This is a genomic window from Amycolatopsis sp. 2-15, assembly GCF_030285625.1.
GTDB classification, from domain to species: domain Bacteria; phylum Actinomycetota; class Actinomycetes; order Mycobacteriales; family Pseudonocardiaceae; genus Amycolatopsis; species Amycolatopsis carbonis.
Window position 1 is genome coordinate 2440755 of the sequence record NZ_CP127294.1, and the last position, 22982, is coordinate 2463736.

Consider the following 22982-nt stretch of genomic DNA (forward strand, 5'->3'; position numbering starts at 1 on the left):
TCCTTGACAGATTCCGGTGCGAAGCTTGGAATCGAACGAGCAGCGAGGGCCGAACCTCGACGAATCGCGACCCGTCTTCCCGGGCCGGCGGACCCACCACTTTCACCCTTCAGGGGGCTCTGTGTCAGGCGTCAAAGAATGCCCGGAGAAGGGTGTACCGGGAACAGCCGGCTCTCCGGCTGAATGTCCATACAGGACAGAAGAAGTCCACGCGGCCGTCGAGGCTCCCGGGGCGTGGCCGGTCCTCGGCCACATCGTCCCGGTCCTGCGCAAACCGTTGGAGTTCCTCCCCGCACTGGCCCGCTACGGCGACGTCGTCAAGGTGCGCTTCGGCAACTTCCCCGTCTACGTCATCGCCGACCCCGACGCGACTCGCGACGTGCTGGTTCCGGGCGACCTCGACTACAAACGCGGCCTCTGCTTCGAGCGCCTGAAACCCGGCCTGGGCGAGGGAATCGCGACCGCGTCGGGCGACGAGCACCGCCGGCTGCGCAAACTGCTGCAGCCGGTTTTCAGCCGTGAGCGTCTCGTCGAATACTCGTCGATCATGCGCACCGCGGCCGAGGAAGCCGCGGATTCCTGGCCGGACGGCGCCACCCTCGCGGCCGACGAGGTCATGAACGACCTGGCGCTCACCGCGTTGACCCGCAGCCTGTTCAAGTTCACCGCGAGCACCGAGACGGCCGACGCGATCAAGCACGGTATGCGCCTGCTCACCCACAGCCTGCTCAAGCGCATCGTCCTGCCGTCCGCGTGGGAGAAGGTCCCCACGCCGGGCAACCTCCGCTTCACCCGGGCCATGAACCGGATGAACCGTTCGATCGACGAGGTCGTGAGCGCCTACCGCGAGGCGGGCGAGGACCGCGGTGACGTGTTGTCCGCGTTGCTGGCGGTGCGCGACGACGACGGCAACGGCCTCACCGACCAGGAGCTCCACGCGCAGGTGATGACCTTGGCGCTCACCGGCGTCGAAGCACCCGGGGCGACGCTCGGCTGGGTGCTGTACGAGATCGGGCGCGACTCCGAGGTGTCCGCGCGGGTGCACGCCGAGCTCGACGCCGTCCTCGGCGGCCGCGCGCCGGAGTACGACGACCTGCCCGCGCTGGAGTACCTCGGCCGCGTGATCGACGAGGTGCTCAGGCTGCACACCCCGCTGCTGTTCTCGCGGCGCACGCTGACCGAGGTCCGCGCCGGCCGGTCCACCATCCCGGCCGACGCGGAGCTGATCTACAGCCCGTACCTCCTGCACCACGACGTGCGCTGGTTCCCGGACCCGCTGCGCTTCGACCCCGACCGGTGGCTGCCGGAGAACGCGCAGCGGATCCCCAAGGGCGCCTACATCCCGTTCGCCGCCGGTTCGTACCAGTGCATCGGCAAGGTGTTCGCCACCATGGAGCTCACCATGATCACCGCCGTGATCTGCTCGCGCTGGCACCTGAGCCTCGCGCTGGGCACGGATGTCCGCGAGGTGGCGAGCGCGCTGATCCGCCCGGACAAGCTGCCCATGACCGTCAGCCGTCGTACGCACCCGGCTTCGGTGTGAACGCCGTGGAGCTGCCGGACCTGCGGCTGCCGTTCGAGACGGCCAGTCATCCCGATGCCGGGCACGTGCAGGAGCTCACCGAGACGTGGTGTCGGAAGTTCGGCCTGCTGCGGTCGCCGGAGGTGGCGGCCAAGTTCCGCGCTCTCGGTTACGGGCGCATCATGGCCACGCTCACACCGTGGGCGCCGCTCGAGGGGCTGGCCCTGATCACGGATTGGAACAGTTTCTTCTTCGTGACGGACGACCAGCAGAACATCGGCGTGACGACCGGGCGAGCCGAGCGTTACGAGAGTCTGGTGGCGAACATGCGGCGCGTCATCGGTGGCGCCGCGGTGGTCCACGAGGACCACCCGCTCGTGGCGGCCTTGCAGGACTTGCTGGAGCGGACGCTGGCCGGTCGCGCTCCGTACTGGGTTTCTCGGTTCCGGCACAACCTGGACCTGTGGCTCACGGGGCACCTGGCCGAGAACGCATATCGGCTTTCGGGGACTGTGCCGACCGTCGAGGACTACATCTCAGTGCGGCGCAACGCTTCCACGGTGCTGCCCACTGTGGACCTCGTGGAGCTCGCCGAGGGTGCCACGGTGCCGGACGAGCTGTATCGGACGCCACAGTACCAGACGCTGGCGCTGGGGACCGCGGACATCATGTGCTGGATCAACGACATCCACTCGTTGCACATGGAGCAGGGAGACCCGATCAACCTCGTGACCGTGCTGGATCACCATGAGCACCTGGGTGTGCGGGGCTCGATCGATGCCGTGGCCGCGCGGATCGCGTTGCGGGTGCAAGACCACCTCGCTGCTGCGCGGGAGCTGCCGGAAGTCATGGCGGGGCTGGGGATCGAGGCGCCCGAGCGGGTGCTGCGGTGCGTGCGTGACCAGCAGTCGTGGGCGGCCGGCATGGAGGCCTGGGACCGCACGGACACCATCCGCTTCTCGCCGTCCGAGGCTTCTCCCGACGGCGCGAAGGCGTCCTATGTGGAGGATCTCCTCGGCTGGCCGACCATCTGACCTTCTGAGTTCCGTTTGGAGCGTTCCATGACCATGCTCCTGGCTCGCCAGGCTCCGACCGCGCCGGGCGGTCTCCCGCTGCTCGGCCACACGCTTTCGTTGCTGCGCAGTGATCGCGTCGGCTATCTCACGTCCTTGCAGCCGGTCGGTGACCTCGTGCGGATCCGGATCGGCACGAGGCCGTTCCTCGTGCTGAACTCGCCGGAACTCGTGCGTACCGTGATGGTCGAAGAGGCGAAGAGCTTCGATCGCGGGCGCATTTTCCAGAAGGCGCGGCCATACGTCGGCGACGGGCTCTTCACCGCGGAGGGCCCTGAACACCTTCGGCAACGCCGGATGGTGCAGCCGGCGTTCCACCGGGAACAGATCCAGCGCAGCATCCGGATCATGAGCGACGTCGTCCGTGAGCAGGCGGCTGCTTGGCGGCCAGGCGAGACCGTCGCGATGGACCGCGAGATGCACGTGATGGCCAGCGAGATCATCGGCCAGACCATGTTCCTCGCCCCGGAGGCGCGGGAAGTGGTGCAGCTGGCCCGCGACGAGCTGCCGGCCCTGCTGCAGGGGCTTGGTCAGCGGACGCTGTTGCCCGACTTCCTCGCGCGCGTACCCACTTCGGTGGGCCGCCGGTTCGCCGCCGCGTGCGCCGACCTGCGTGACGCCGCCGCGCGTCTCGTCGCCGTCTACCGCAAGGATCTCGGTGATCTCGGTGACTTCGTGTCACTGCTGTTCGGCGCGCAGGACGCCCGGACCGGCACCACGCTCACCGACACGCAGATCCGCGACCAGATCATGACGTTGCTGATCGCAGGCATCGAGACGCCGGCGACGTTGATGACGTGGGCGATGTACGAGTTGGCGCGGGATCCCGCATTGCGGCAGCGGCTGGAGTCGGAAGTCGACAAGGTCGCCGATGGTCGGGATCTGGAGGCGGCGCATCTGCCCGCGCTGACACTCACCGAGGCCTTCGTGCGGGAGAACCTGCGGCTGCACCATCCACTGTGGATTCTGATGCGTCGCGCGGTCAAGCCGGTGACGCTCGGTGGGGTGACCATCGAGCCGGGCAGCGAGGTCCTGTACAGCCCCGCAGCTTTGCAACGCGACCCGGCGATCTTCGCCGACCCGTTGCGCTTCAACCCGGATCGCTGGCTCGGCGACGCGCCGACGGAGCGGATGCAGCGGGCGTTCATGCCGTTCGGGCTCGGCAACCGACAGTGCATCGGCGACGCGTTTTCGGCTGTGCAGATGAAGATCACCATCGCGGGCATCGTCGCGAGCCGCCGGCTGGAGCTGCCCGCCGGCTTTCGCCCGAAGACCGTGATCTCCAGCATCGTGCACCTCGACCAGCTGCCGATGACCGTCCACGCGCGAGGGAACAACTGATGCTCGAAGGCAAATCCGTGATCGTCACCGGTGCCGGCTCCGGCATCGGCCGCAGCACCGCGCTCGTCCTGGCCGGCTACGGCGCCCGCCTGCTGCTCGCCGACATCGACCACGGCACCTGCCGCGAGACGGCCGACCTGGTTGTGGCCCAAGGCGGCACGGCGACGGCGGTGAAGGCCGATGTGTCCGTCGAGGACGACGTCGAGTCGATGGTGGAGGCGGCGGTCGCGGTGTACGGCCGGCTCGACGGCGCCTTCAACAACGCCGGTGTGGACGGTGCTTTCGAGTCCGTCGCCGAGTCCACTTCGGAGAACTGGCACCGCGTGATGTCGGTGAATCTCGAAGGCGTGTGGCTTTGCCTGCGCGCTGAACTACGCCGGATGCTCGGGTCCGGCGGGTCCATCGTGAACACTTCGTCCACTGGCGGCCTGGTCGGGATGGGCATCGGGCTCTCCGCTTACGTCGCCGCGAAGCACGGTGTCGTCGGCCTGACTCGCGCCGCCGCCCTGGAGTACGCGACGCAGGGGATCCGCGTCAACGCCGTCTGCCCGGGCACCGTGCGCACCGGGATGTACGAGCAGGTGGTGGCCACCGGCGTCGTCACCGAGGAGCAGATCGCGGCCATGCAGCCGATCAACCGGGCCGCCCAGCCGGAGGAGATCGCCGAGGCCGTGGCCTGGCTGCTGTCCGACCGGGCGTCCTTCGTGACGGGCCAGGCGTGGGCTGTGGACGGCGGGTTGGTGGCTCAGTGAGCTAGGCCCGTGCGGCCACCCGCTCGATGCCGTCCAGCACGCGGGGCCAGATCTCCTGTGGCAGGTCGTGGCCCATGCCCGGGACGACGTCGAGGTCGGCGCGCAGGGCGCGGGCTGTCGCGCGGCCGCCGGAGACGTGGACGAGGGGGTCGCGCGCGCCGTGGACCACCAGCGACGGGAGGGTGAGGCGGCGCAGGGCGGCGGTGCGGTCGCGGGTCGAGAGGATCGCGGCGAGCTGGCGCGCGGCGCCGCCCGGGTTGACGCCGCGGTCGAAGGTGCGTTCGGCGCGTGCGCGCATGCGTTGCTCGTCGAAGGGGTAGCCGGGGGAGCCGATGAGGCGGAACGTCTTGACCAGCAGCTCGACGTACTCGGCCCGGCTGCGCGGCTGCGGCGCCAGCATCGACGCGGCCGCGCGCGGGCTCGGGTGACCGATCAGGCGGCTGCCGGTGGTGGACATGATCGAGGTCAGCGACCTGACGCGGCGCGGGTGCCGGATGGCGAGCGTCTGGGCGATCATGCCGCCCATCGACGCGCCGACGACGTGAGCGCGCTCGATGCCGAGGGCGTCGAGCAGGCCGGCGGTGTCGTCGGCCATGTCGGCCACCGAGTACGGCGCCGCACGCAGCAGGTAGGCGCGCACGACGTCGGCGCGCCCGGACATGCGCTGCGAGCGCCCGGCGTCGCGGTTGTCGAAGCGGACCACGCGAAAGCCGCGCGCGGCGAGCTGCTCGCAGAAGTCGTCGTCCCACCAGGTCATCGGCGCGGCGAGGCCCATGATCAGCACCAGCGGCGGGGCCGTCGCGGCGCCGAACTCCTCGTGGCAGAGGGTGATGCCATTGGCCTGGGTGGTCGACTCGCTCATGCTCTCTTCTTACTGCGTGTGGGTGTACCGGGCACGCAGGAACGGACTGAACTCCGCGGCGTCGCCCATCTTCACGTCGATCTCGTGGGTGAGGGCATTTTCGCTCGGGGTCAGCCGGTGCCGCGCGATGCCACGCGGAGTGCGCTTTTCGAGGTGAAGGGTCCCTTCGCGCCACCCGCCGCGCCCCGGCTCGCCGGGCGGGAAGCCGTAGCTGTCGAAGCCGTACCAGAGCGTCTCCTGCGTGGCCGGGTCGACGGTGAAGACGTTATGGCCCAGGAAGGTGCTGCCGTCCTCCCGCGTCTGGACGTACTCCTGCACCACCGCGAACCCGTCCAGCGCGCCTCGGTAACTGACCGTGGCCTTCGCGGTTGCCGCGGCCGCCCACGACGAGGCCGCGAGCTCCTCCGTGCCGGCCCAGTCCCCTTCGAGGGCCTTGAGCTCTTCGTGCGCTCTGCTGATTTCGGGCATCTCCATGACCTCTCCTTTCGACAGGCGCCTGTCAATATGGGACGCTAGCACGATGACCCGCCGCACCGCCCGCGCCGAGCAGCTCACTCAGCTCGTCAACGACGTCGTCCTCACCAACGGCACCCTCCTGGCCACCGGCGACGCCCTCACCGCGGCGGCCGGTCTCACCGCCGCCCAGTGGCTGGTCCTCGGCTTCCTCGAAGACGGCCCCGCCACAACCGCCGAACTCGCCCGCCGCCGCGGCCTCCGTCGCCAGAGCGTGCAGGAAACCGTGAACCGCCTGCTGCGCAACGGAATGCTCACGCGCGCTTCGAATCCCGCCGATGCCCGTGCACCGCTTCTGCAGCTGACTCCCACGGCGCACTCGGCCCTCAGCGACCTCGGAACCCGCCAGGCTCGGTGGGCGGACGAGGTGGCTTCGGCGCTGTCGCCCGAGGATGTCGAGGTCACGCTTCGCACGTTGGCGGCGTTGCGGGTTCGCCTCGCGGAACCACGGTGAGGCGCTTGACCGTGCCGTCGGACTTCGCCGTGGCGACGATCGCCCGCGAGGGTGAGGCGGGCAGGCGCTGGGTGGAGTCGCTGCCGGAGCTGGCGGCGGAACTCCTGGAGCACTGGGCGTGCACCGAGCCGGGGCCGGTGTTGCACGGCTTCGTCGGTGTGGTGGTCCCCGCCCTCCGCGCGGATGGCACCGAGGTCGTGCTCAAGCTGGCGTTCCCGTCGTCGGCGAACACCGCCGAGCCGGTGGCCCTGTCCGCGTGGCAGGGCAACGGCGGCTCACCTCCTGGAACGCGACGACAGCCGGTTCGCGATGCTGCTCGAACGGCTGCGGCCCGTGGCGAAGCCGGACCCGGCCCCGTTCACCACGGTCGGCCGCCTCGCCCGGCGGTTGGCCATCCCGGCGCCGCCCGGCGTGCCGTCGCTGGCGGACAAAGCACTCGGCTGGGACTTGCCTGGGCACGCCACGCGGCTGGGATCTCCGTTGCCGGCACGAATCATCGACGCCGCGATTGCCAACGTTCGCGACCTCACGGCTGATCGCCGGACCTCGCTGCTGCATGGTGACCTGCAGTTCGGCAACATCATGCACAGCGATGAGGAACCGCGGGTCATCGATCCCGACGGGCTGGCCGGCGACCCGGCGTTCGAGCTGCTGCCCGTCTTGCGCGGCGACTGGCCCGCGGCGACGGCGGAAGTCAGCTTGCGCCAGGCGGTAAACCGGCGAATCGCGGAGTTCGCCGAGGCAGCCGAGGTCGACCGCGAGCGGGCGCGCCGATGGACGCAGGGAGGGCGGCGGAGTCGGCCCTGTGGTCTAGGCACCTCCGCGTACCGGCGGCCGTCACCGCGGTCGTCGACACCCTGGCTGCCCTGCTGGGATAAACCAGTTGACCACCACCACGGCAACCAGGTTGAGTACTGCGCAGCACCCTCACCACACAGAACAGGAGGTGGACGCCATGTTCGGCTACTCGATCACGCGTTCCCGCCTCCGGCTGAGGGTGCCGAGGGTCTGACGGGAGCGCGAAACTCCCGGAAGGAAACACATGACCGACCTGGTCGTGCGCCCGCTCGTCGCGGGCGAAGAGCACCTCTTCACCGATCTCACGGCCACCCGGAGCGTCGGCAGCGCCCTGCTCGGGCGGGACTACGAAAGAATGGCCCGACGCGGCGAATACCGTCCCGAGTGGACCTGGTTGGCCACCCGAAACGGCAAACCCGTGGCGCGCGCGGCCTGGTGGGCGGGCGAAAACGACGAACAACCCCTGGCCCTCGACTGGTTCGACTTCACCGACGTCGAAGCCGGCATCGAAGTCCTGCGCCAGGCGCCGTTCCGCACCGAGTACTCCCTCACCGTCCCGCCTGGCTGGCGTGAAGACCCAGCCGTCAAACCCGAGGTCGAAAGCCGCATCCAAGCCGCCATCGCCGCCGGGATGGAGGTGCTCGTCGAGCGTTACCGCTACACCTGGACCACCGCGGACGGGCTCCCCGAAAAGCCCGGCCGCCTCGAGTTTCGCCCGGAACCGCAGGACGACAAGATCCGAGACGTCTTCCGGCGCGTCCACCAGGGCAGCCTCGACGCGCACGTCCGCCGCACCACCGCGCGGCACGGTCTGGACGCGGCGGCACAAGAGGACCTCGACCTCCTCCTCTGGCTCCCCAGCCCGCGGGACTGGTGGCGGCTCGCGTACACGAAAGGCGGTGACCTCGTCGGTCTCACCATCCCCGCGCGCAACCCGAGCGTGCCGATCGTCGCGTACGTCGGCGTTGTGCCGGAGCACCGCGGGCGCGGGTACGCCTACGACCTGCTCGTCGAGGCCACTCACGAGCTCGTCGGGTACGGCGTCGAAAAGATCGTCGCCGCCACGGATGTCACGAACGGACCCATGGCGGCGGCTTTCGCGAAGGCCGGCTACCCCGTGAGCTACCACCGCATCGACCTGGTGTGAGCGCCGATCAGGCGTTACTCTCTCGCTAGAGCGATCTATCAAATCGCGAAGGGGACGAACGACCATGCCGGAGAAAGGTCTCACCGCACTCCGCGTGATCCTGGCGTTCACGCTGCTCACGACCACGTTTCACTACGCGCACAACGTCATCCGCGCGCAGGACTATCCGCAGATCCCGGGCATCCCGGTGCTCGCGGCGCAGATCGTGGTCGGGTTCGGGTGGGTGCTGTTCACCGGGTTCGGGCTGGCCGGCTACCGCTGCTACGCCCGCGGGCGGTACTGGCGGGCGCTGGGGTTCCTGCTGGTCTGCTCGCTGGGTGGTCTGGTCAGCGCGGGTCACTTCCTGGTGGGGGTGCCGCAAATCCCGGCGTTCTGGTTCGCGACGATCTTCACCGACACGGCGGCCGCGATAGCGTTGTGGCTCTTCGTGTCCTGGGTGGCGGCGCAGCTCAACCGGGTGAGTATCGGAGATCAAGCGTCTACACAACATTGACGCTAGTCAGCGATATGTAGACAATCGGGGAGTGACCACCACCACGACTGTGACGTTCGAGCGCCACCCGGACACCTACCGGCACTGGAAGCTCAGCGTCGACGGCGAGGTCGCCTGGCTCGAGATGGACGTCGACGAGCAAGGCGGCCTCGTGCCGGGCTACGAGCTGAAGCTGAACTCCTACGACCTCGGCGTGGACATCGAGTTCTACGACGCCACCCAGCGCCTGCGCTTCGAGCACCCCGGCGTCAAGGCCGTGATCGTGACGAGCGCCAAGGACAAGGTGTTCTGCGCGGGCGCCAACATCCGGATGCTCGCGTCGTCGCCGCACGAGTGGAAGGTGAACTTCTGCAAGTTCACCAACGAAACCCGCAACGGCATCGAGGACGCCACGGAGTTCTCCGGTCAGCGGTACGTCGCGGCGGTCAACGGGAGCTGCGCAGGCGGCGGCTACGAGATCGCGCTCGCGTGCGAGAAGATCCTGCTCGTGGACGACAACTCGTCGACGGTCGCGTTGCCGGAGGTGCCGCTGCTCGGCGTGCTGCCCGGCACCGGCGGCCTCACGCGCGTGGTCGACAAGCGCCGCGTGCGCCGCGACCTCGCCGACGTGTTCGCCACGCGCTCGGACGGTGTGAAGGGCAAGACGGCGGTCGACTGGCGGCTGGTCGACGAGCTCGTGCCCCGCGTGGGCTTCCGCGAGTCCGTGTTGGCGCGGGCGCGCGAGCTGGCCGCGGAGTCCGAGCGACTGCCGGGCGATCAGGGTGTGCAGCTCACGCCGCTGAACCCCGAGGTCACCGACGACGGCATCAAGTACCGCTTTGTCGACATCACCTACGACCGCCCCGCCTCGCTCGCGACGATCACCGTCCGCGGCCCCGAGGACGAACCCGGTGACCTGCACGCCGAAGGCGCCGACGGCTGGCTGCTGCGCCTCACCCGCGAGCTCGACGACGCGATCCTCCGCTTGCGCGCCAACGAAACCGAGCTCGGCACGTGGGTCCTGCGCACCGAAGGTGACCCGACGAAGGTACTCGCCCACGAACAGCAGGTGCTCGGCGCGAAAGACTGGCTGAGCAACGAAATCCTGCACTACTACAAGCGCACGCTGAAGCGCCTCGACGTCACCAGCCGCACGCTCATCGCGCTCATCGAGCCGGGCAGCTGCTTCGCCGGCGTGCTACTGGAGCTCGCGCTCGCCGCCGACCGCCAGTACATCCTGGACGGTCCGCCGATCGACGACGAAGATTCCGAAGAACGCGCGTCGGTCACCTTGTCGGAAGCCAACTTCGGCCCGTTCCCCATGGGCAACGGCCTCACCCGCCTGCAGTCGCGCTTCTACGGCGACGACGACCACCTCGCCTGGCTCGTCCGCGAGCGCGACCACGCGCTGACCCCGGCCGAGACCGTGGAGCTGGGCCTGGTCACCGACGCGCCGGACGACCTCGACTGGGAGGACGAGATCCGGATCGCGCTGGAGGGCCGCGCCTCGCTGAGCCCCGACGCGCTCACCGGGATGGAGGCGAACCACCGGTTCGTCGGCCCGGAAACGATCGAAACGAAGATCTTCGGCCGCCTCACCGCGTGGCAGAACTGGATCTTCACCCGACCTAACGCTTCTGGCCCCGAAGGCGCGCTGCGCCGCTACGGTACGGGCCAGAAGGCGATCTTCGACAGGAAGCGGGTCTGAACCGATGCCCGAACGGATCGACTACGACGCCAAGATCCCGAACAACGTCAACCTCGCCGACGACCGGAGGTTGCAGCGGGCGCTGGAAGGCTGGCAGCCGAAGTTCATGAACTGGTGGGGCGAGATGGGCCCCACCCTGCAGACGCACGGCGTCTACCTGCGCACGGCCGTGAGCGTCGGGCGTGAGGGCTGGGCGCACTTCGACCACGTGAACGTGCCCGACTACCGCTGGGGCATCTTCCTGGCCGAGCGCGACCCCGACCGGCGCATCGCCTTCGGCGAGCACGCCGGGGAGCCGGTGTGGCAGCAGGTGCCCGGTGAGTACCGCGCCGACCTGCAGCGCCTGATCGTGATCCAGGGCGACACTGAGCCGGCGTCGGTCGAGCAGCAGCGGCTGCTGGGCCTGACCGCGCCGAGCCTGTACGACCTGCGCAACCTCTTCCAGGTCAACGTCGAAGAGGGCCGGCACCTGTGGGCGATGGTCTATCTGCTGCACGCGTACTTCGGCCGTGAAGGCCGGGACGAGGCGGAAGGCCTGCTGCTGCGCAACTCCGGCAGCCCTGACGCGCCGCGCATCCTCGGCGCGTTCAACGAGGAAACGGCCGACTGGCTGGCCTTTTTCATGTTCACCTACTTCACCGACCGCGACGGGAAGTACCAGCTCGGGACGTTGAAGGAGTCCTCCTTCGACCCGCTCTCGCGCACGTGCGAGTTCATGCTGAAGGAAGAGGCGCACCACATGTTCGTCGGCACCACGGGTGTCGACCGCGTGGTGCAGCGGTCCGCGGATCTCATCCGGGAGCACGACACGCTCGACATCGCCTCCCACGGTGGCATCCCGCTCGACATCATCCAGCGGTACCTGAACTTCCACTACACGGTGTCGCTCGACCTGTTCGGCAGCGAGACCTCCACGAACGCCGCGAACTACTACACCGCGGGCCTCAAGGGCCGCTGGCAGGAGACGCGGCGCAAGGACGACCACAAGCTCACCGACGACAGCCGCGACCTCGACCGTCCCAACGGCGACGGCACGTGGACCTCGGACGAGCTGCAGGCCATCCTGCTGCTGAACCTCGACCTGCGCGGCGAGTACACGGCCGACTGCCAGACCGGTGTGAACCGCTGGAACAAGATTCTCGCGGACGCGGACCTCGACTTCCGCTTCAAGCTTCCGCACCCTGGTTTCAACCGCGAGGTCGGCATAAACTCCGGCCACCACATCACTCCCGACGGCAACATCGTCGACGAGGCCACGTGGGAGGCCAGCCGGCACCGGTGGCTGCCGACCGCCGAGGACCTGACGTTCGTCCGCTCGCTCATGCACCCGGTGTACGAGCGCGGGAAGATCGCCAGCTGGGTCGCGCCGCCGAGGCAGGGCATCAACGGCAAACCGTTCGACTACGAGTACGTGCACCTCACCTAGAGGGGGCCCCATGGGCGGGTTCAACGCAGCCGAATACCTGTTGTCCCAGGGGCGTCCCGACGCACCCGCCGTCGTCTCCGCGCGGCGGACCCTGAGCTACGCCGAGCTCACCGACGAGGCCCACCGGGTCGCGTCGGGCCTGCGTTCCCTGGGCGTGCGCCCGGAAGAACGCGTGATGTTCTGCATGGTCGACGACGTCGAGCTGCTCACGGGCATCCTCGGCGCGATGCTGGCCGGCGCCGTCGCGGTGCCGGTGTCCACTATGGTCACGGGCCTCGAGCTGGGCAAGGTCCTGGCCGACTCGCGGGCGCGCGTGCTGTGCGTGTCCGGGGAGTTCGCCGCGCAGGCCGTCGGTGCGCTGGCGGCCGCGCCGGAGGTCACGGACGTGCTGCTCGACCGCGCGGACGCGGCGGAGTTCTCCTCGGGCGTGGCGACGCACGCGTGGGCCGAACTGACCACTGTGGATGATCTGGACCTGGAACCCGCTCGCACGTGGGAGGATTCGCCCGCGCTGTGGCTGTACACGTCGGGCACGACGGGGCAGCCGAAGGGCGCGATGCACCGGCACGCGAGCATCCGCGCGGTGTGCGAGACCTACGCGCATTCGATCCTGGCGACGGCGCCGGCCGACCGGTTCCTGTCCGTGCCGAAGCTGTTTTTCGCCTACGGCTTGGGGAATTCCGCGTTCTTCCCGCTCGCCGCCGGCGGCACGACGCTGCTGGAACCCGCGCGGCCGACACCGGCCTTGTTCGCCGCCCGCGCTCGCGCCGACAAGCCGACGTTGTTCTTCGGCGTGCCGACGTTCTTCGCCGGCGTGCTGGCCAGCGACGTCCCGGACGACTCGTTCGCCTCGGTGCGCTACGCCGTGTCGGCCGGGGAACCGTTGCCCGCCACCATTTTCACGCGTTTCCGCGACCGTTTCGGCGTCGAGATCCTCGACGGGATCGGCTCCACGGAAGCATTGCACATCTTTCTGTCCAACCGCCCGGGCTCGATCCGGCCGGGCAGCACGGGGACCGCTGTGCCGGGCTACGCCGTGGAGATCCGCGACGAGAACGGCGCGCTCATCGAGGGCACAGGGCAGCCGGGTGAGCTGTTCGTGTCGGGCCCGTCGACGGCGATGGGCTACTGGGCGCGGTACGAGACCACCAAACGCGTGTTCCAGGGCGAGTGGCTGCGCACGGGCGACAGCTATGTCCGCAACGAGGACGGCACGCTGACTTGCCTGGGCCGCTTCGGCGACATGCTGAAGGCGGGCGGGATCTGGGTGTCACCGTCCGAAGTGGAGGAACGACTGCTGCAGCACCCGTCCGTCGCCGAGGTGGCGGTGGTGGCCGCGCCGGACGCGGACGGCCTCGACAAGCCGGTGGCGTGCGTCGTCGCGGCGCCCGGCTTCGCCGTGGACCCGGACGAGCTGATCGAGTTCTGCCGCGCGGGTCTGGCGGCGTTCAAGCGTCCGCGCGGCGTGGTGGAGCTGCCGGAGCTGCCGAAGACGGCGACGGGCAAGATTCGCCGCAATGTGATCCGCGACCAGGTGCGCGAGTCGCTGCTCGTGGTTCCCGCGAAACCGTGATCGACTGGCCGGCATGATCGACGGTCGTTTCGTGGTCGACGCCCACGTCCACACCCCCCGGCTGCCCACGCTCAAACCGGCCTGGATGGACTGGGCCCGCGACTTCGCCGGCACGTACCCGTGGCGCACGGTCTACGACGACGCGGGTTCCGTGATCCCCGCCGCGATGGACGAGCTGATGGATTCCGAGGGCGTCGACCGCGTACTGCTGTTCTGCGAGTACAGCCCGCGCGCCACCGGCATCCAGCCGATCGAGGACAACCTGCCGCTGGTCGCACACAACCCTTCGCGGTTCCGGTTGGTGGCCAACGTGAACCCGCACCTGCACCACCCGCTTCGCGACGAGGTCGCCCGCCAGCTCGACCTGGGCGCGGTCGCGCTGAAGCTCCACCCCGTGCACGGCGGTTTCTCGCCCGCGGACAAGGAGCTGTACCCCGTCTACGAGCTGTGCGCTTCCGCCGGCGTGCCCGTCATTCTGCACTCGGGCCTCTCGGTGTTTCCCGGCTCCCGCGCGAGCTTCGGCGACCCCGCCCTGCTGTCCGACGTGGTCGAAGACTTCCCCACCGTGAGCTTCGTCTTCGCCCACGGCGGCCGCGGCTGGTGGTACGACACCGCGGCCTTCATGGCCCAGTCGCGCCCCAACGTCTGGCTCGACCTCGCCGGCCTGCCACCCAAGAAACTGCCGGACTACTACGCCCGCTTCGACCTGCCCCGACTGGCCCGCAAGTGGATCTTCGGCACGGACTGGCCGGGCGTGCCAGGGACCGCCGTGAACGTCCGCTCGATCGCCGGGCTGGGCCTGCCGGAGGAAACCTTGGAGGACGTGCTGGCGGGTAATGCGCTGAGGCTGATGCCGGGGTTGAAGTAGCGCCGCGTGCGGCTCGACGCGGTCAGCCGGAGAGCGAAGCCAGGAGCAGCTCGCCAGTGAGAACCAGGGTGTCGAGCTCCATCCCTGCACCTGCCGGGGTGCTCCGGACTTTGCGCAGGCTTCGGGCCGAGTCCTTGCTGAACCACTTTCGGACGTGAAGCGCAGCATCCTCCTTCAGCTGTGCGCCGGCCTCGGCGAGTTGCGTGCGGACTGCCGCGCTGTTCGGTGTTCGGTCAATACAGAACACCGAACACCTCTTGCGTGCGCCGAGGTGACCTGCGGATACGCGGAGTCGCCCGATTCGGCGGTCGTTCCGGTGATCGGGAGCCGGCGGGGGTGGTCACGTCGTCTGCGTTTGCGGACGAAAGGACGTGGGCATGGCCGAGGACGGGGAGTTGCGCCGGATTTCGAACCTTGTCGTACGCGTGGTCGCCGCCGACCCGGGGCTGCGCGGCGACGCGGAGGACGCGTGCCAGGCGGCATGGGCCGAGTTCCTCGGCCGGCCGGACACCGTGCGCGACCACTCGCGCCTCGGCGCCTGGCTCACCACGGTCGCCCGGCGGCACGCCATCCGCGCCGTCAGCCGGCGGGCGCGGTCCGCGGAGGTCGAGGCCGCGGTCGCCCCGGCGGGCGCCGCCGAGTCGCCCGAAGCGGCGGCGCTGGACAACGACGTGGCCATCGCGTTGTGGCGCACGGTCGACAGCCTGCCGGACCGCCACCGGCGGCTGGTGTGGTTGCTGGCGCACCGGCCGGAGCTGTCGGTCCGTGAGGTGGCGGCTGAGCTGGGGATTTCGCCGAGCAGCCTGGGCAAGGTGCGGAGCCGGTGCCTCGCCGTGCTGAGGTATCGGCTCACGGCGCAGGGGTACACGTACCCGTGAGCGGCGGATGCAGCACGCCGGGTCGGCCGCCTTACCGGTGGCGAAGGTTCGGTCGCGGTCGACGCGTCTCAGTCGGCAGCTCCAGCGCGGGCGCGGGCTTTGAGCCTCGGACTTCCGCAAGTCAGCGCAATAGCGGCAGGGTCGGCGCACGTCGCAACGGCGCTTCGGGCGAGCGGCGACGAAGCCCGGTCAGCGAGCGACAGACGTCCGCTGGCCCGCGGATTTCGCCGAGATGCCTGGACAAGCAGCGGAGCCGGCGTTGAGATACCCGTTCACCGCGCCGGGCTGCACCTACCCGCGACCGCGTTCGATCAGGTGCGCAAGGCCGAAGGCCCGAACCCGTGCGAAACCGAACAGTCGAGCTCGCGCGCAAAGCCGCAGCTCAACAGCCCAAAATCAATCTACGATCTCATGCAGACACAAAACGTTCCCCTCCGAATCCGCGAACCACGCCGCCCTCTCCTGCCCCACCCGGGCCACGTGATTGACGGTCTTCAGCCCCTCCACGTCGACGTCCTGGAACTGCACCCCGCGCCGCTCCAGCAGAGTCATCTCGGCCGGCAGGTCGACGACCTCGAAGCTCAACGCCGTGTTCGGGCTTTGCGCTCCCTCGGGCATCAGCCGCAGTCCGATGGTGCCGGCTCCGGCGGCGAAGTACTGGGTTCCGTCTTCGCCGGTGTTGACGGGGGCGAGGCCGAGGGAGTCGGCGTAGAAGTGGGCGGCGCGGGTGGCGTCGGACACCGGGAGCATGGTGGTGATGGTCGAGTCGGTAAGCATGTCAGCAGCATGCGCCGACCAGGCAAAACGTCGGTAGGGCGCGTTTTTCAGCCGTTGGCCGACCGCAGGGTGCGCATGGCGGAAGCGAGAGCCGACGCGTCGTCGCCGAGGGGGGTCAGGACGATACGGCGCAGGATTTCCGCGCAGGCCGAGCGGGCCTTCAGGGCGACGTCCAGGCCGTGCTCGGTCAGGGCGGCGAACGTGACGCGACGGTCGTCCGGGCTGGGGATGCGGCAGATGAGGTCCGCGGCGACGAGGCGGTCGGCCACCTTGGTGAAGCCACCGCTGGACAGCGCCGCCTCGGTGGCCAGGCGGGTCATCGGCATGCGGTGGTCGGGTGAGCGCACGAGTCTCAGCAGGATGTCGAACGACGCGGGCGCGATGCCGAACCGATCGGCGATCTCGCCCATCAGCTTGTCCTGCGTGGCGAGGTAACCCTCGATCACGAGGCCCCACCAGGTCACGATCTCGTCGTCGTCCGTGCGCGGGTCAGGTGTCACGGCGCACACGCTACCGCACAGTCTCACTGGAATATATCTTGCGCGCGAGAGGTTTTGTGAGTTAGCTTGAGACACCAGCACCCCGAGGAGACCTGATGTCCATCAAAACGAGCGGGTTGCACCACGTCACCGCCATCGGCGGCAACCCCCAGCGCAACGTCGACTTCTACCTGCGGACCCTGGGGCTGCGGCTGGTGAAGACGACCGTCAACTTCGACGACCCGGGCACCTACCACCTCTACTACGGCGACCAGTCCGGCAAACCGGGCTCGCTGATCACCTTCTTCCCCTGGTCCGACGCGCCCGCCGGCCGCCTCGGGACCGGCCAGGCGACGACCACGGCGTTCTCCGTGCCGGAGACCTCGCTCGGCTGGTGGCAGCAGCACCTGAAGGCTCAGGGTGTGGAGACGAGCCAGATCCGCAACGCCGACAACGAGGAAACCCTGGCCTTCCGCGACCCCGACGGCCTGCAGCTCGCCCTCGTCGCGCACCCGCAGGGCGACCCGCGCGACCCGTGGGACACGAAGCTCGTCCCGGCGGAGAACGCCATCCGCGGCCTGCACTCCGTCACGCTGTCGGTGTCCAAAGAGGACGCGACGGCCGGCATGTTCACCGACGGCCTCGGCCTTTCCTTCCACAGCCAGGAAGGCAACCGCTTCCGCTTCGAGGCGGGCGAAGGCGGCCCGGGCGCGCTCGTCGACGTGCTCGTGACGCCGGAGACCCCGCGCGGCCTCGTCGCCACGGGCACCGTGCACCACGTGGCCTGGCGCGCGCCCGACGAGCCGACGCAGGCGGCCTGGCGTGAGGAGCTCGTGGACAAGGGTGTCAACGTCACGTCTATTTTGGACCGCCAGTACTTCCGCTCCATCTACTTCCGCGAGCCCGGCGGCACCCTGCTCGAAGTGGCCACGGACGCGCCCGGCTTCACCTACGACGAGCCGCTGCTCGAGCTCGGCCGTGCGCTGAAGCTCCCGCCGTGGCTGGAACCGCGCCGCGACGAGATCGAGCACATGCTGCCCAAGCTGAACCTCCCGAGCGAGAACAACCCGGAGCAGAAGTGAGCACGTTCGAGCACAAGTACACCGAGGGCCAGCCGGGCTTGCCGGTGCTGCTCCTGCTGCACGGCACCGGCGGTGGCCCCGACGACCTGCTCGGCCTCGCCCGTGAGCTGAGCCCCGGCTCGGCCACGCTCGCCCCGGCCGGCCCGGTGTCGGAGTTCGGCGCGGCGCGGTGGTTCCGCCGGCTCGCCGAGGGCGTCTTCGACCACGAAGACGTGGTCAAGCGCGCCAACGACCTCGCCGACTTCGTCGAGGCAGCCAAGAACGAGTACGGTTTCGAAGACCGCCGCCTCGTCGCCGTCGGCTTCTCCAACGGCGCCAACATCGCCGCCGCCGTCACGCTCCTCCGTCCGGAAGTCCTCACCGAAGCCGCGCTGTTCTCCGGCATGTCCCCGGTCCCGCAACCGCCAGACCGCGACCTTTCGGACACGCGTGTCTTCCTGTCCAACGGCGAGCAGGACCCGATGGCCCCCTTGGCTTCCACCGAGGAGTACATCCGCCTGCTCAAGGAGCGGGGCGCCGAAGTGACCACGCACCGCCAGCCCGGCGGGCACCAGATCACGCTCGACGGCGTCCGCGCGGCCCGGGAGTGGCTCGCTCGCTAGGGTCGAGCCCATGACTTCCGGGGCACTCGAACGAGCGACGAACCTGCTGAGCACCACGATCCTGTCCGACGGTCACAACGACCTGCCGTGGGAGCTGCGGCTGCAGGGTGGACCCGACCCCGCAGCCGCGGCCGCGGCGCTCGACCTGACCGTGCGCCAGCCTTCGCTGCACACCGATTTCCCCAAGCTGGCCGACGGAAAGCTCAGCATGCAGTTCTGGTCGGTCTACGTGCCGTGCCAGCTCGCGGGCGACAGCGCCGTCACCGCCGTGCTGGAGCAGATCGAGCTCGTGCACCAGCTCGCGCAGCGCTACCCCGACCGCCTCGAGCTGGTCACCACGGCCGACGAAGCCGAAGCCGCGTTCGCCGCCGGCAAGATCGCGTCGCTGCTCGGCGCCGAAGGTGGCCACAGCATCAACGAATCTCTCGGCGTGCTGCGGATCCTGCGCCGGCTCGGCGTGCGGTACATGACGCTCACGCACAACTTCAACACCCCGTGGGCCGACTCCGGCACGGACGAGGCGGCGCACGGCGGCCTCACCGACTTCGGCCGCGAGGTTGTCCGGACCATGAACGAGATCGGCATGCTCGTGGACCTCTCGCACGTCGCGCCGAGCACCATGCGCGCCGCGCTGGAGGTCAGCAGCGCGCCGGTGATCTTCAGTCACTCCTCGTGCATCGCCGTGAACGACCACCCGCGCAACATCCCCGACGACGTCCTCGCGCAGCTGCCCGGCAACGGCGGCGTCGCCATGATCACCTTCGTACCGGCCTTCATCTCCCCGGCCGTCGCCGCGTGGGACGAGCAGCTCAAGGCCGCGATGGCCGCCGCCGGCCAGGAGTTCCTCAACCTCGGGCAGCGCAAACGCTTCGCCGAGACGTGGGAGGGGCCGGCGAAGCCCAAGGCGACCGTCGCCGACGTCGTGGCGCACGTCGAGCACGCGCGTGAGGTCGCGGGCATCGACCACATCGGCCTCGGCGGCGACTACGACGGCGTCGGCACGCTCCCGGAAGGGATGGAAGACGTCTCGACCTACCCCGTGCTGTTCGCCGCCCTGATGGAACGCGGCTGGAGCGACGAGGACTGCGCGAAGCTCGCCGGCCGCAACTCGCTGCGGGTGCTGCGTGACGTGGACAAGCACTGACCTCGAGCGCTGACCTCGGCGTTGAAAGGAAGCGCTGAAACACCGGTACTCACCCGTTAGGGTCGCAGAACCGGCGTTCCGGGGAACGCGGGCGGACAATCAGGGCATGTCCCACGCGCGAAGTGACAACCCCACCGGGGCCACGAGCCCCGGGACCCCTGAGGTGCCGGGTGTCGAGGTGCCCGGGACCGGTCCGCTCACCACTGACCCCACCACGACCGCACCGCCCACGACCACGAAACGCCGGCCAACCCGGGTCAGCGGGGCGTGGATCGCGGCGATCGTGGCCATCGTGCTGCTGGCGTTCCTGCTGGTGTTCATCCTGCAGAACCTCGACAGCGTCACGGTGCACTTCCTCGGCATGGCCGGGAACCTGCCGCTCGGCATCGCGATGCTCCTGGCCGCCCTCGGCGGCATGGTGGTCATCGCCCTCGTCGGCGGCGCCCGGATCATGCAGCTGAGGAAGCAGACCAAGCGTCAGCGGCACTGACCGGAGCGGTCACGGTGGATGCCGCGCTCGCGACATCCACAGGGCTGACCTGTGTCAGGCGATGACCGAAACCATCTCGAGCACCGTCGCGCAAACGCTTTCGTCGCCCTTCGCCGTCACGCGGTCCTCGACGTCGGCGGGTTTCAGCGCGCGCGTGCAGAGGTGCCAGAACGTGTCCGCGTCCGTGGTGACCGAGGCCAGCGGGCTGCGTGAGGTCGGCGCGCCGCGATCCAGCGTCCAGCCCTTCGCCGCCGCGCGAGCGGTCCACTGGCCCCCGCTCGAGCCCGTCACGGTGTAGCCGACCTGACGGCCGCTGCGGGCTTCGACGTCGCGCAGCGCGTGGGGCAAGGCGCGCATGAACGTGTCCACCACCGGCGCCCGGAACTCGGGATCGTCGAGCAGCGGAGCGCCCACGGCTTCGCGGATCTGCTGCTGGTGCACCCACAGCTCGGTGTACTCGCGCGCCACGTCCAGCCAGCGCGGTGCCGGCTCCGGGCCCGCCCACGTGACGGGTCCGCCCAGCTCGTCGAGGTCGTGGCGCTTCCACATGTCGGTGAGCTGCGCGGTGCTGTCCACGAGCAGCGCGAACAGCACTTCGGGTGAGAGCCGGCGGCACGCGCGCACCCACTCGTCGTTGATCCGGTGCAGGAACGCCGGGAACGGCTCGCCCTCGCGCGGCTCCTCGATGTGGTAGCCGTCGCGGTCCCGGGACAGCCGCCCGAGCTTGTCGCCCAGGATGTGGGCGGCCACGTCGTGCACGGTCCAGCCGGGGCACGCCGTCGGCGCGGCCCACTGGCCGGCGTCGAGGTCCGTGAGCACGCTGACCAGGGCTTGTTCCTCGCGAGCGAACAGCGGGAGGACGTCGATCGGCGGTCCCCAGACGGTGGCGGTCATGCGCGCCATCCAACACCGGGCGATCACGGCGCCGCATCGCCTACCCGCAGGTAGCATCAGCCCGGAACACGAGGGGAGCACGCCTGTGGACAGTCAGCGACCGAACGGCCGGGGCTCGGCCGAGGACGTGGTCAACGTGGCTCGCCGCGCCGGGCAGCTGGCCGGCTGGGCCGCGCGCGCCGGCTTCGGGCTCACCCGCAAGCTGCCCGGGCTCGACCAGGCCGAGCGTGGGATCCGGCAGGTGGAGCGCAGCCTGCTCAGCGAGCTGCGCCGCCGTCTCGACGAGGTCGATGACCCGTACCACGCGGCCCTCACCGCGGCGTCGGCCATGAACCGCGGCGACAACAGCGGCCGCGTTTTCGAAGGCACCGTGACGCTCGTGCCCGCCCGCGACCACGAAGAGCCGCTGCGCGCGGCGATGGCCGAGCTGCTCAACCACTCCATCGGCTTCGGCCGCGAGCGCGCCCGCGAGTACTTCTACGCGATCATCCTGCGCCAGCTCACGCCCGACGAGGCGCGCATTCTCGCGGCGCTGTCCGACGGTTCGCCGTTCCCCGCCATCGACGTCGCCGAGCGCACGAACCTCGGCGGCGCGGGGCGGATCGTGCTGCGCAACGCGTCAACCGTCGGCAAGGCGGCCGGGGTGTCGCTGCCCGACCAGGTGCCCGGTTACCTCACGCGGCTGATCGGGCTGGGCCTGGTCGACCTCGACGAAGAGGTGCCGGCGCTGGAGACGCAGTACGAGATCCTCCTGACCGACGAGACCGTGCGTGGAGTGGAGAAGCAGGTGAAGCGGGTGAAGGTGATCCGCCGGACCGTGCACATCTCCCGGCTCGGGGCTCAGTTCTGGCAGGCCTGCGACCCGAGCCTGGGCTAGCGTGGGCGCGTTCCTCGCGGGCCTGCTCGACGATTTCGCCCGCCACTGGCCGCTCTATGTTTCGATCCCCGTCGTCGCCGCGCTCATCGGGTACGGCACGAAGCTCGTGGCGATCCGCATGATGTTCCAGCCCGTGGAGTTCCTCGGGATCAAGCCGTTCCTCGGCTGGCAGGGCATCGTGCCGAAACGCGCGGCGCGCATGGCGAGCATCGCGTGCGACACGATGACCGAGCAGCTGATCAAGCCGGCTGAGATCGTCGCGCGCCTCGACGCCGACCGGATCGCCCAGGAGATCGCGAAACCGCTGCAGGCGGCGGTCGAGGACATCGTGCGCGAGGTCGCCGGGCACTACCAGCCGGGCCTGTGGGAATCGCTGCCGGTGGGCGTGCAGCGGCTGGTGATCCAGCGCGTGCAGACCGAGTCGCCGCACATGGTCAAGGCCGTGCTGGAGCTCATAAAGTTCGATGTGGACAGTGTGTTCGACCTCAAGGGCATGGTCGTCACCAGCCTGGTGAAGGACAAGCGCCTGCTCAACCGGATCTTCCAGGAGGCGGGCGAGCAGGAGTTCAAGTTCATCGCGCGCTCGGGCCTGTTCTTCGGCGGGCTGATCGGCGTGATCCAGATGGTGGCGTGGGTGCTGTTCAAGTTCCCGCCGATCATGCCGATCTTCGGCCTGTTCACGGGCTGGTTCACCGACTGGCTCGCGCTGCGCATGATCTTCTACCCGCTGGAGCCCAAGCGGTACTTCGGCGTGCAGTGGCAGGGCCTGTTCCTGAAGCGGCGCGGGGAGGTGGCCGAGGCGTACGGCGCGCTGATCGCCAAGGAGATCATCACGCCGCACAACGTGATCGAGGCGATCCTGCAGGGACCGTTGTCCGACCGCGTGCTGGCGTTGATCCAGCGCCAGCTCGACGTCGAGATCGGCCGCGCGGCCAACGTCGCGAAGCCGCTGCTGGTGTTCGCCATCGGCAGCCGCCGCTACCAGGACGTGAAGTTCGCGATCTCCGAGCAGATCATGGCGCACCTGCCCGACACCATGCGCTACATCGAGGACTACGCCACCGACGCGATGGACATCCGCAACGTGCTGGTCACCAAGATGAAGGAGCTCTCGCCCGAGGAGTTCGAGCAGCTGCTGCGCCCGGCGTTCCAGCAGGACGAGTGGATCCTCATCGCGACGGGCGCTGTACTCGGGTTTTGTGTAGGAGAGGGCCAAGTTCTGCTGCTGGAGCACCTCGCGACCTGACTCC

Annotated in this window: 23 protein-coding genes and 1 pseudogene; 19 read left to right on the forward strand and 5 right to left on the reverse strand. The window is 69.4% G+C overall.

What is annotated here, in order from left to right; translation table 11 throughout:
- Positions 1-277: 277 nt before the first annotated feature.
- Genes QRX50_RS11895 through QRX50_RS11910 form a run of 4 tightly spaced genes read left to right on the forward strand, consistent with a single transcriptional unit; the run spans position 278 to position 4688 of the window.
- Positions 278-1543, forward strand: coding sequence for a cytochrome P450 (locus tag QRX50_RS11895; protein ID WP_285971997.1), 1266 nt, complete (start codon positions 278-280; stop codon positions 1541-1543).
- A complete protein-coding gene (locus QRX50_RS11900; protein ID WP_285971998.1) occupies positions 1540-2556 on the forward strand; it encodes a terpene synthase family protein in 1017 nt (338 codons plus the stop codon). The genes QRX50_RS11895 and QRX50_RS11900 overlap by 4 nt, the downstream gene beginning before the upstream one ends.
- 27 nt (positions 2557-2583) lie before the next feature.
- On the forward strand, positions 2584-3936 hold the full coding sequence (locus QRX50_RS11905) for a cytochrome P450 (RefSeq protein ID WP_285971999.1): 1353 nt from the start codon (positions 2584-2586) through the stop codon (positions 3934-3936).
- On the forward strand, positions 3936-4688 hold the full coding sequence (locus tag QRX50_RS11910) for a glucose 1-dehydrogenase (protein ID WP_285972000.1): 753 nt from the start codon (positions 3936-3938) through the stop codon (positions 4686-4688). The genes QRX50_RS11905 and QRX50_RS11910 overlap by 1 nt, the downstream gene beginning before the upstream one ends.
- 1 nt (position 4689) lies before the next feature.
- Here QRX50_RS11910 and QRX50_RS11915 read toward each other — a convergent pair whose 3' ends face one another.
- Positions 4690-5550 (reverse strand): alpha/beta fold hydrolase, encoded by an 861-nt coding sequence (locus QRX50_RS11915; RefSeq protein WP_285972001.1) that lies wholly within the window; start codon positions 5548-5550, stop codon positions 4690-4692.
- A gap of 9 nt (positions 5551-5559) precedes the next feature.
- On the reverse strand, positions 5560-6024 hold the full coding sequence (locus QRX50_RS11920; protein WP_285972002.1) for a DUF1579 family protein: 465 nt from the start codon (positions 6022-6024) through the stop codon (positions 5560-5562).
- Between the two features lie 46 nt (positions 6025-6070).
- On the opposite strand from QRX50_RS11920, the gene QRX50_RS11925 reads away from it, so the two are divergent.
- The 9 genes and pseudogenes from QRX50_RS11925 to QRX50_RS11965 all read left to right on the forward strand — a co-directional run bounded on the left by QRX50_RS11925 (position 6071) and on the right by QRX50_RS11965 (position 15387).
- On the forward strand, positions 6071-6517 hold the full coding sequence (locus QRX50_RS11925) for a MarR family winged helix-turn-helix transcriptional regulator (RefSeq protein ID WP_285972003.1): 447 nt from the start codon (positions 6071-6073) through the stop codon (positions 6515-6517).
- Positions 6518-6826: 309 nt separating this feature from the next.
- A pseudogene (locus QRX50_RS49470) lies at positions 6827-7237 on the forward strand (phosphotransferase); the annotation flags it as partial.
- A gap of 322 nt (positions 7238-7559) precedes the next feature.
- On the forward strand, positions 7560-8462 hold the full coding sequence (locus QRX50_RS11935; protein WP_285972005.1) for a GNAT family N-acetyltransferase: 903 nt from the start codon (positions 7560-7562) through the stop codon (positions 8460-8462).
- 64 nt (positions 8463-8526) lie between these two features.
- A complete protein-coding gene (locus tag QRX50_RS11940; protein WP_285972006.1) occupies positions 8527-8955 on the forward strand; it encodes a hypothetical protein in 429 nt (142 codons plus the stop codon).
- A 31-nt stretch (positions 8956-8986) separates the two neighbouring features.
- Positions 8987-10642, forward strand: coding sequence for a 2,3-epoxybenzoyl-CoA dihydrolase (boxC, locus tag QRX50_RS11945; protein WP_285972007.1), 1656 nt, complete (start codon positions 8987-8989; stop codon positions 10640-10642).
- 4 nt (positions 10643-10646) lie between these two features.
- Entirely contained in the window at positions 10647-12068 is a 1422-nt protein-coding gene (gene boxB / locus QRX50_RS11950) for a benzoyl-CoA 2,3-epoxidase subunit BoxB (RefSeq protein WP_285972008.1), read from the forward strand.
- 10 nt (positions 12069-12078) lie between these two features.
- A complete protein-coding gene (locus tag QRX50_RS11955; protein ID WP_285972009.1) occupies positions 12079-13641 on the forward strand; it encodes a benzoate-CoA ligase family protein in 1563 nt (520 codons plus the stop codon).
- A gap of 13 nt (positions 13642-13654) precedes the next feature.
- On the forward strand, positions 13655-14509 hold the full coding sequence (locus tag QRX50_RS11960) for an amidohydrolase family protein (protein WP_285972010.1): 855 nt from the start codon (positions 13655-13657) through the stop codon (positions 14507-14509).
- Between the two features lie 377 nt (positions 14510-14886).
- On the forward strand, positions 14887-15387 hold the full coding sequence (locus QRX50_RS11965) for an RNA polymerase sigma factor (RefSeq protein WP_285972011.1): 501 nt from the start codon (positions 14887-14889) through the stop codon (positions 15385-15387).
- Positions 15388-15783: 396 nt separating this feature from the next.
- On the opposite strand, the gene QRX50_RS11970 is transcribed toward QRX50_RS11965, so the two are convergent.
- Both QRX50_RS11970 and QRX50_RS11975 read right to left on the reverse strand, forming a co-directional pair.
- Positions 15784-16137 carry a VOC family protein gene (locus tag QRX50_RS11970; RefSeq protein WP_285974434.1) on the reverse strand — a complete coding sequence of 118 codons (354 nt, stop codon included), beginning with the start codon at positions 16135-16137 and terminating at the stop codon, positions 15784-15786.
- 74 nt (positions 16138-16211) lie between these two features.
- Positions 16212-16664 carry a MarR family winged helix-turn-helix transcriptional regulator gene (locus tag QRX50_RS11975; protein ID WP_285972012.1) on the reverse strand — a complete coding sequence of 151 codons (453 nt, stop codon included), beginning with the start codon at positions 16662-16664 and terminating at the stop codon, positions 16212-16214.
- A 95-nt stretch (positions 16665-16759) separates the two neighbouring features.
- Here QRX50_RS11975 and QRX50_RS11980 point away from each other — a divergent pair, with 95 nt between their 5' ends.
- The 4 genes from QRX50_RS11980 to QRX50_RS11995 all read left to right on the forward strand — a co-directional run bounded on the left by QRX50_RS11980 (position 16760) and on the right by QRX50_RS11995 (position 19961).
- The gene (locus tag QRX50_RS11980) at positions 16760-17725 is read left to right on the forward strand and encodes a ring-cleaving dioxygenase (protein WP_285972013.1); all 966 of its coding nucleotides are present in this window, start codon (positions 16760-16762) and stop codon (positions 17723-17725) included.
- On the forward strand, positions 17722-18327 hold the full coding sequence (locus QRX50_RS11985) for an alpha/beta hydrolase (protein ID WP_285972014.1): 606 nt from the start codon (positions 17722-17724) through the stop codon (positions 18325-18327). The genes QRX50_RS11980 and QRX50_RS11985 overlap by 4 nt, the downstream gene beginning before the upstream one ends.
- A gap of 10 nt (positions 18328-18337) precedes the next feature.
- A complete protein-coding gene (locus QRX50_RS11990) occupies positions 18338-19471 on the forward strand; it encodes a dipeptidase (protein WP_285972015.1) in 1134 nt (377 codons plus the stop codon).
- Positions 19472-19577: 106 nt separating this feature from the next.
- Positions 19578-19961 (forward strand): LapA family protein, encoded by a 384-nt coding sequence (locus QRX50_RS11995; protein ID WP_285972016.1) that lies wholly within the window; start codon positions 19578-19580, stop codon positions 19959-19961.
- A gap of 54 nt (positions 19962-20015) precedes the next feature.
- Here QRX50_RS11995 and QRX50_RS12000 read toward each other — a convergent pair whose 3' ends face one another.
- Entirely contained in the window at positions 20016-20855 is an 840-nt protein-coding gene (locus QRX50_RS12000; protein ID WP_434533260.1) for a maleylpyruvate isomerase family mycothiol-dependent enzyme, read from the reverse strand.
- 85 nt (positions 20856-20940) lie between these two features.
- Between QRX50_RS12000 and QRX50_RS12005 the strand changes: the two genes are divergently transcribed.
- Both QRX50_RS12005 and QRX50_RS12010 read left to right on the forward strand, forming a co-directional pair.
- Positions 20941-21732, forward strand: coding sequence for an Abi-alpha family protein (locus QRX50_RS12005; protein ID WP_285972018.1), 792 nt, complete (start codon positions 20941-20943; stop codon positions 21730-21732).
- A gap of 1 nt (position 21733) precedes the next feature.
- Complete coding sequence (locus tag QRX50_RS12010; protein ID WP_285972019.1) at positions 21734-22978, forward strand: DUF445 domain-containing protein; 1245 nt, start codon at positions 21734-21736, stop codon at positions 22976-22978.
- Positions 22979-22982: the final 4 nt, after the last annotated feature.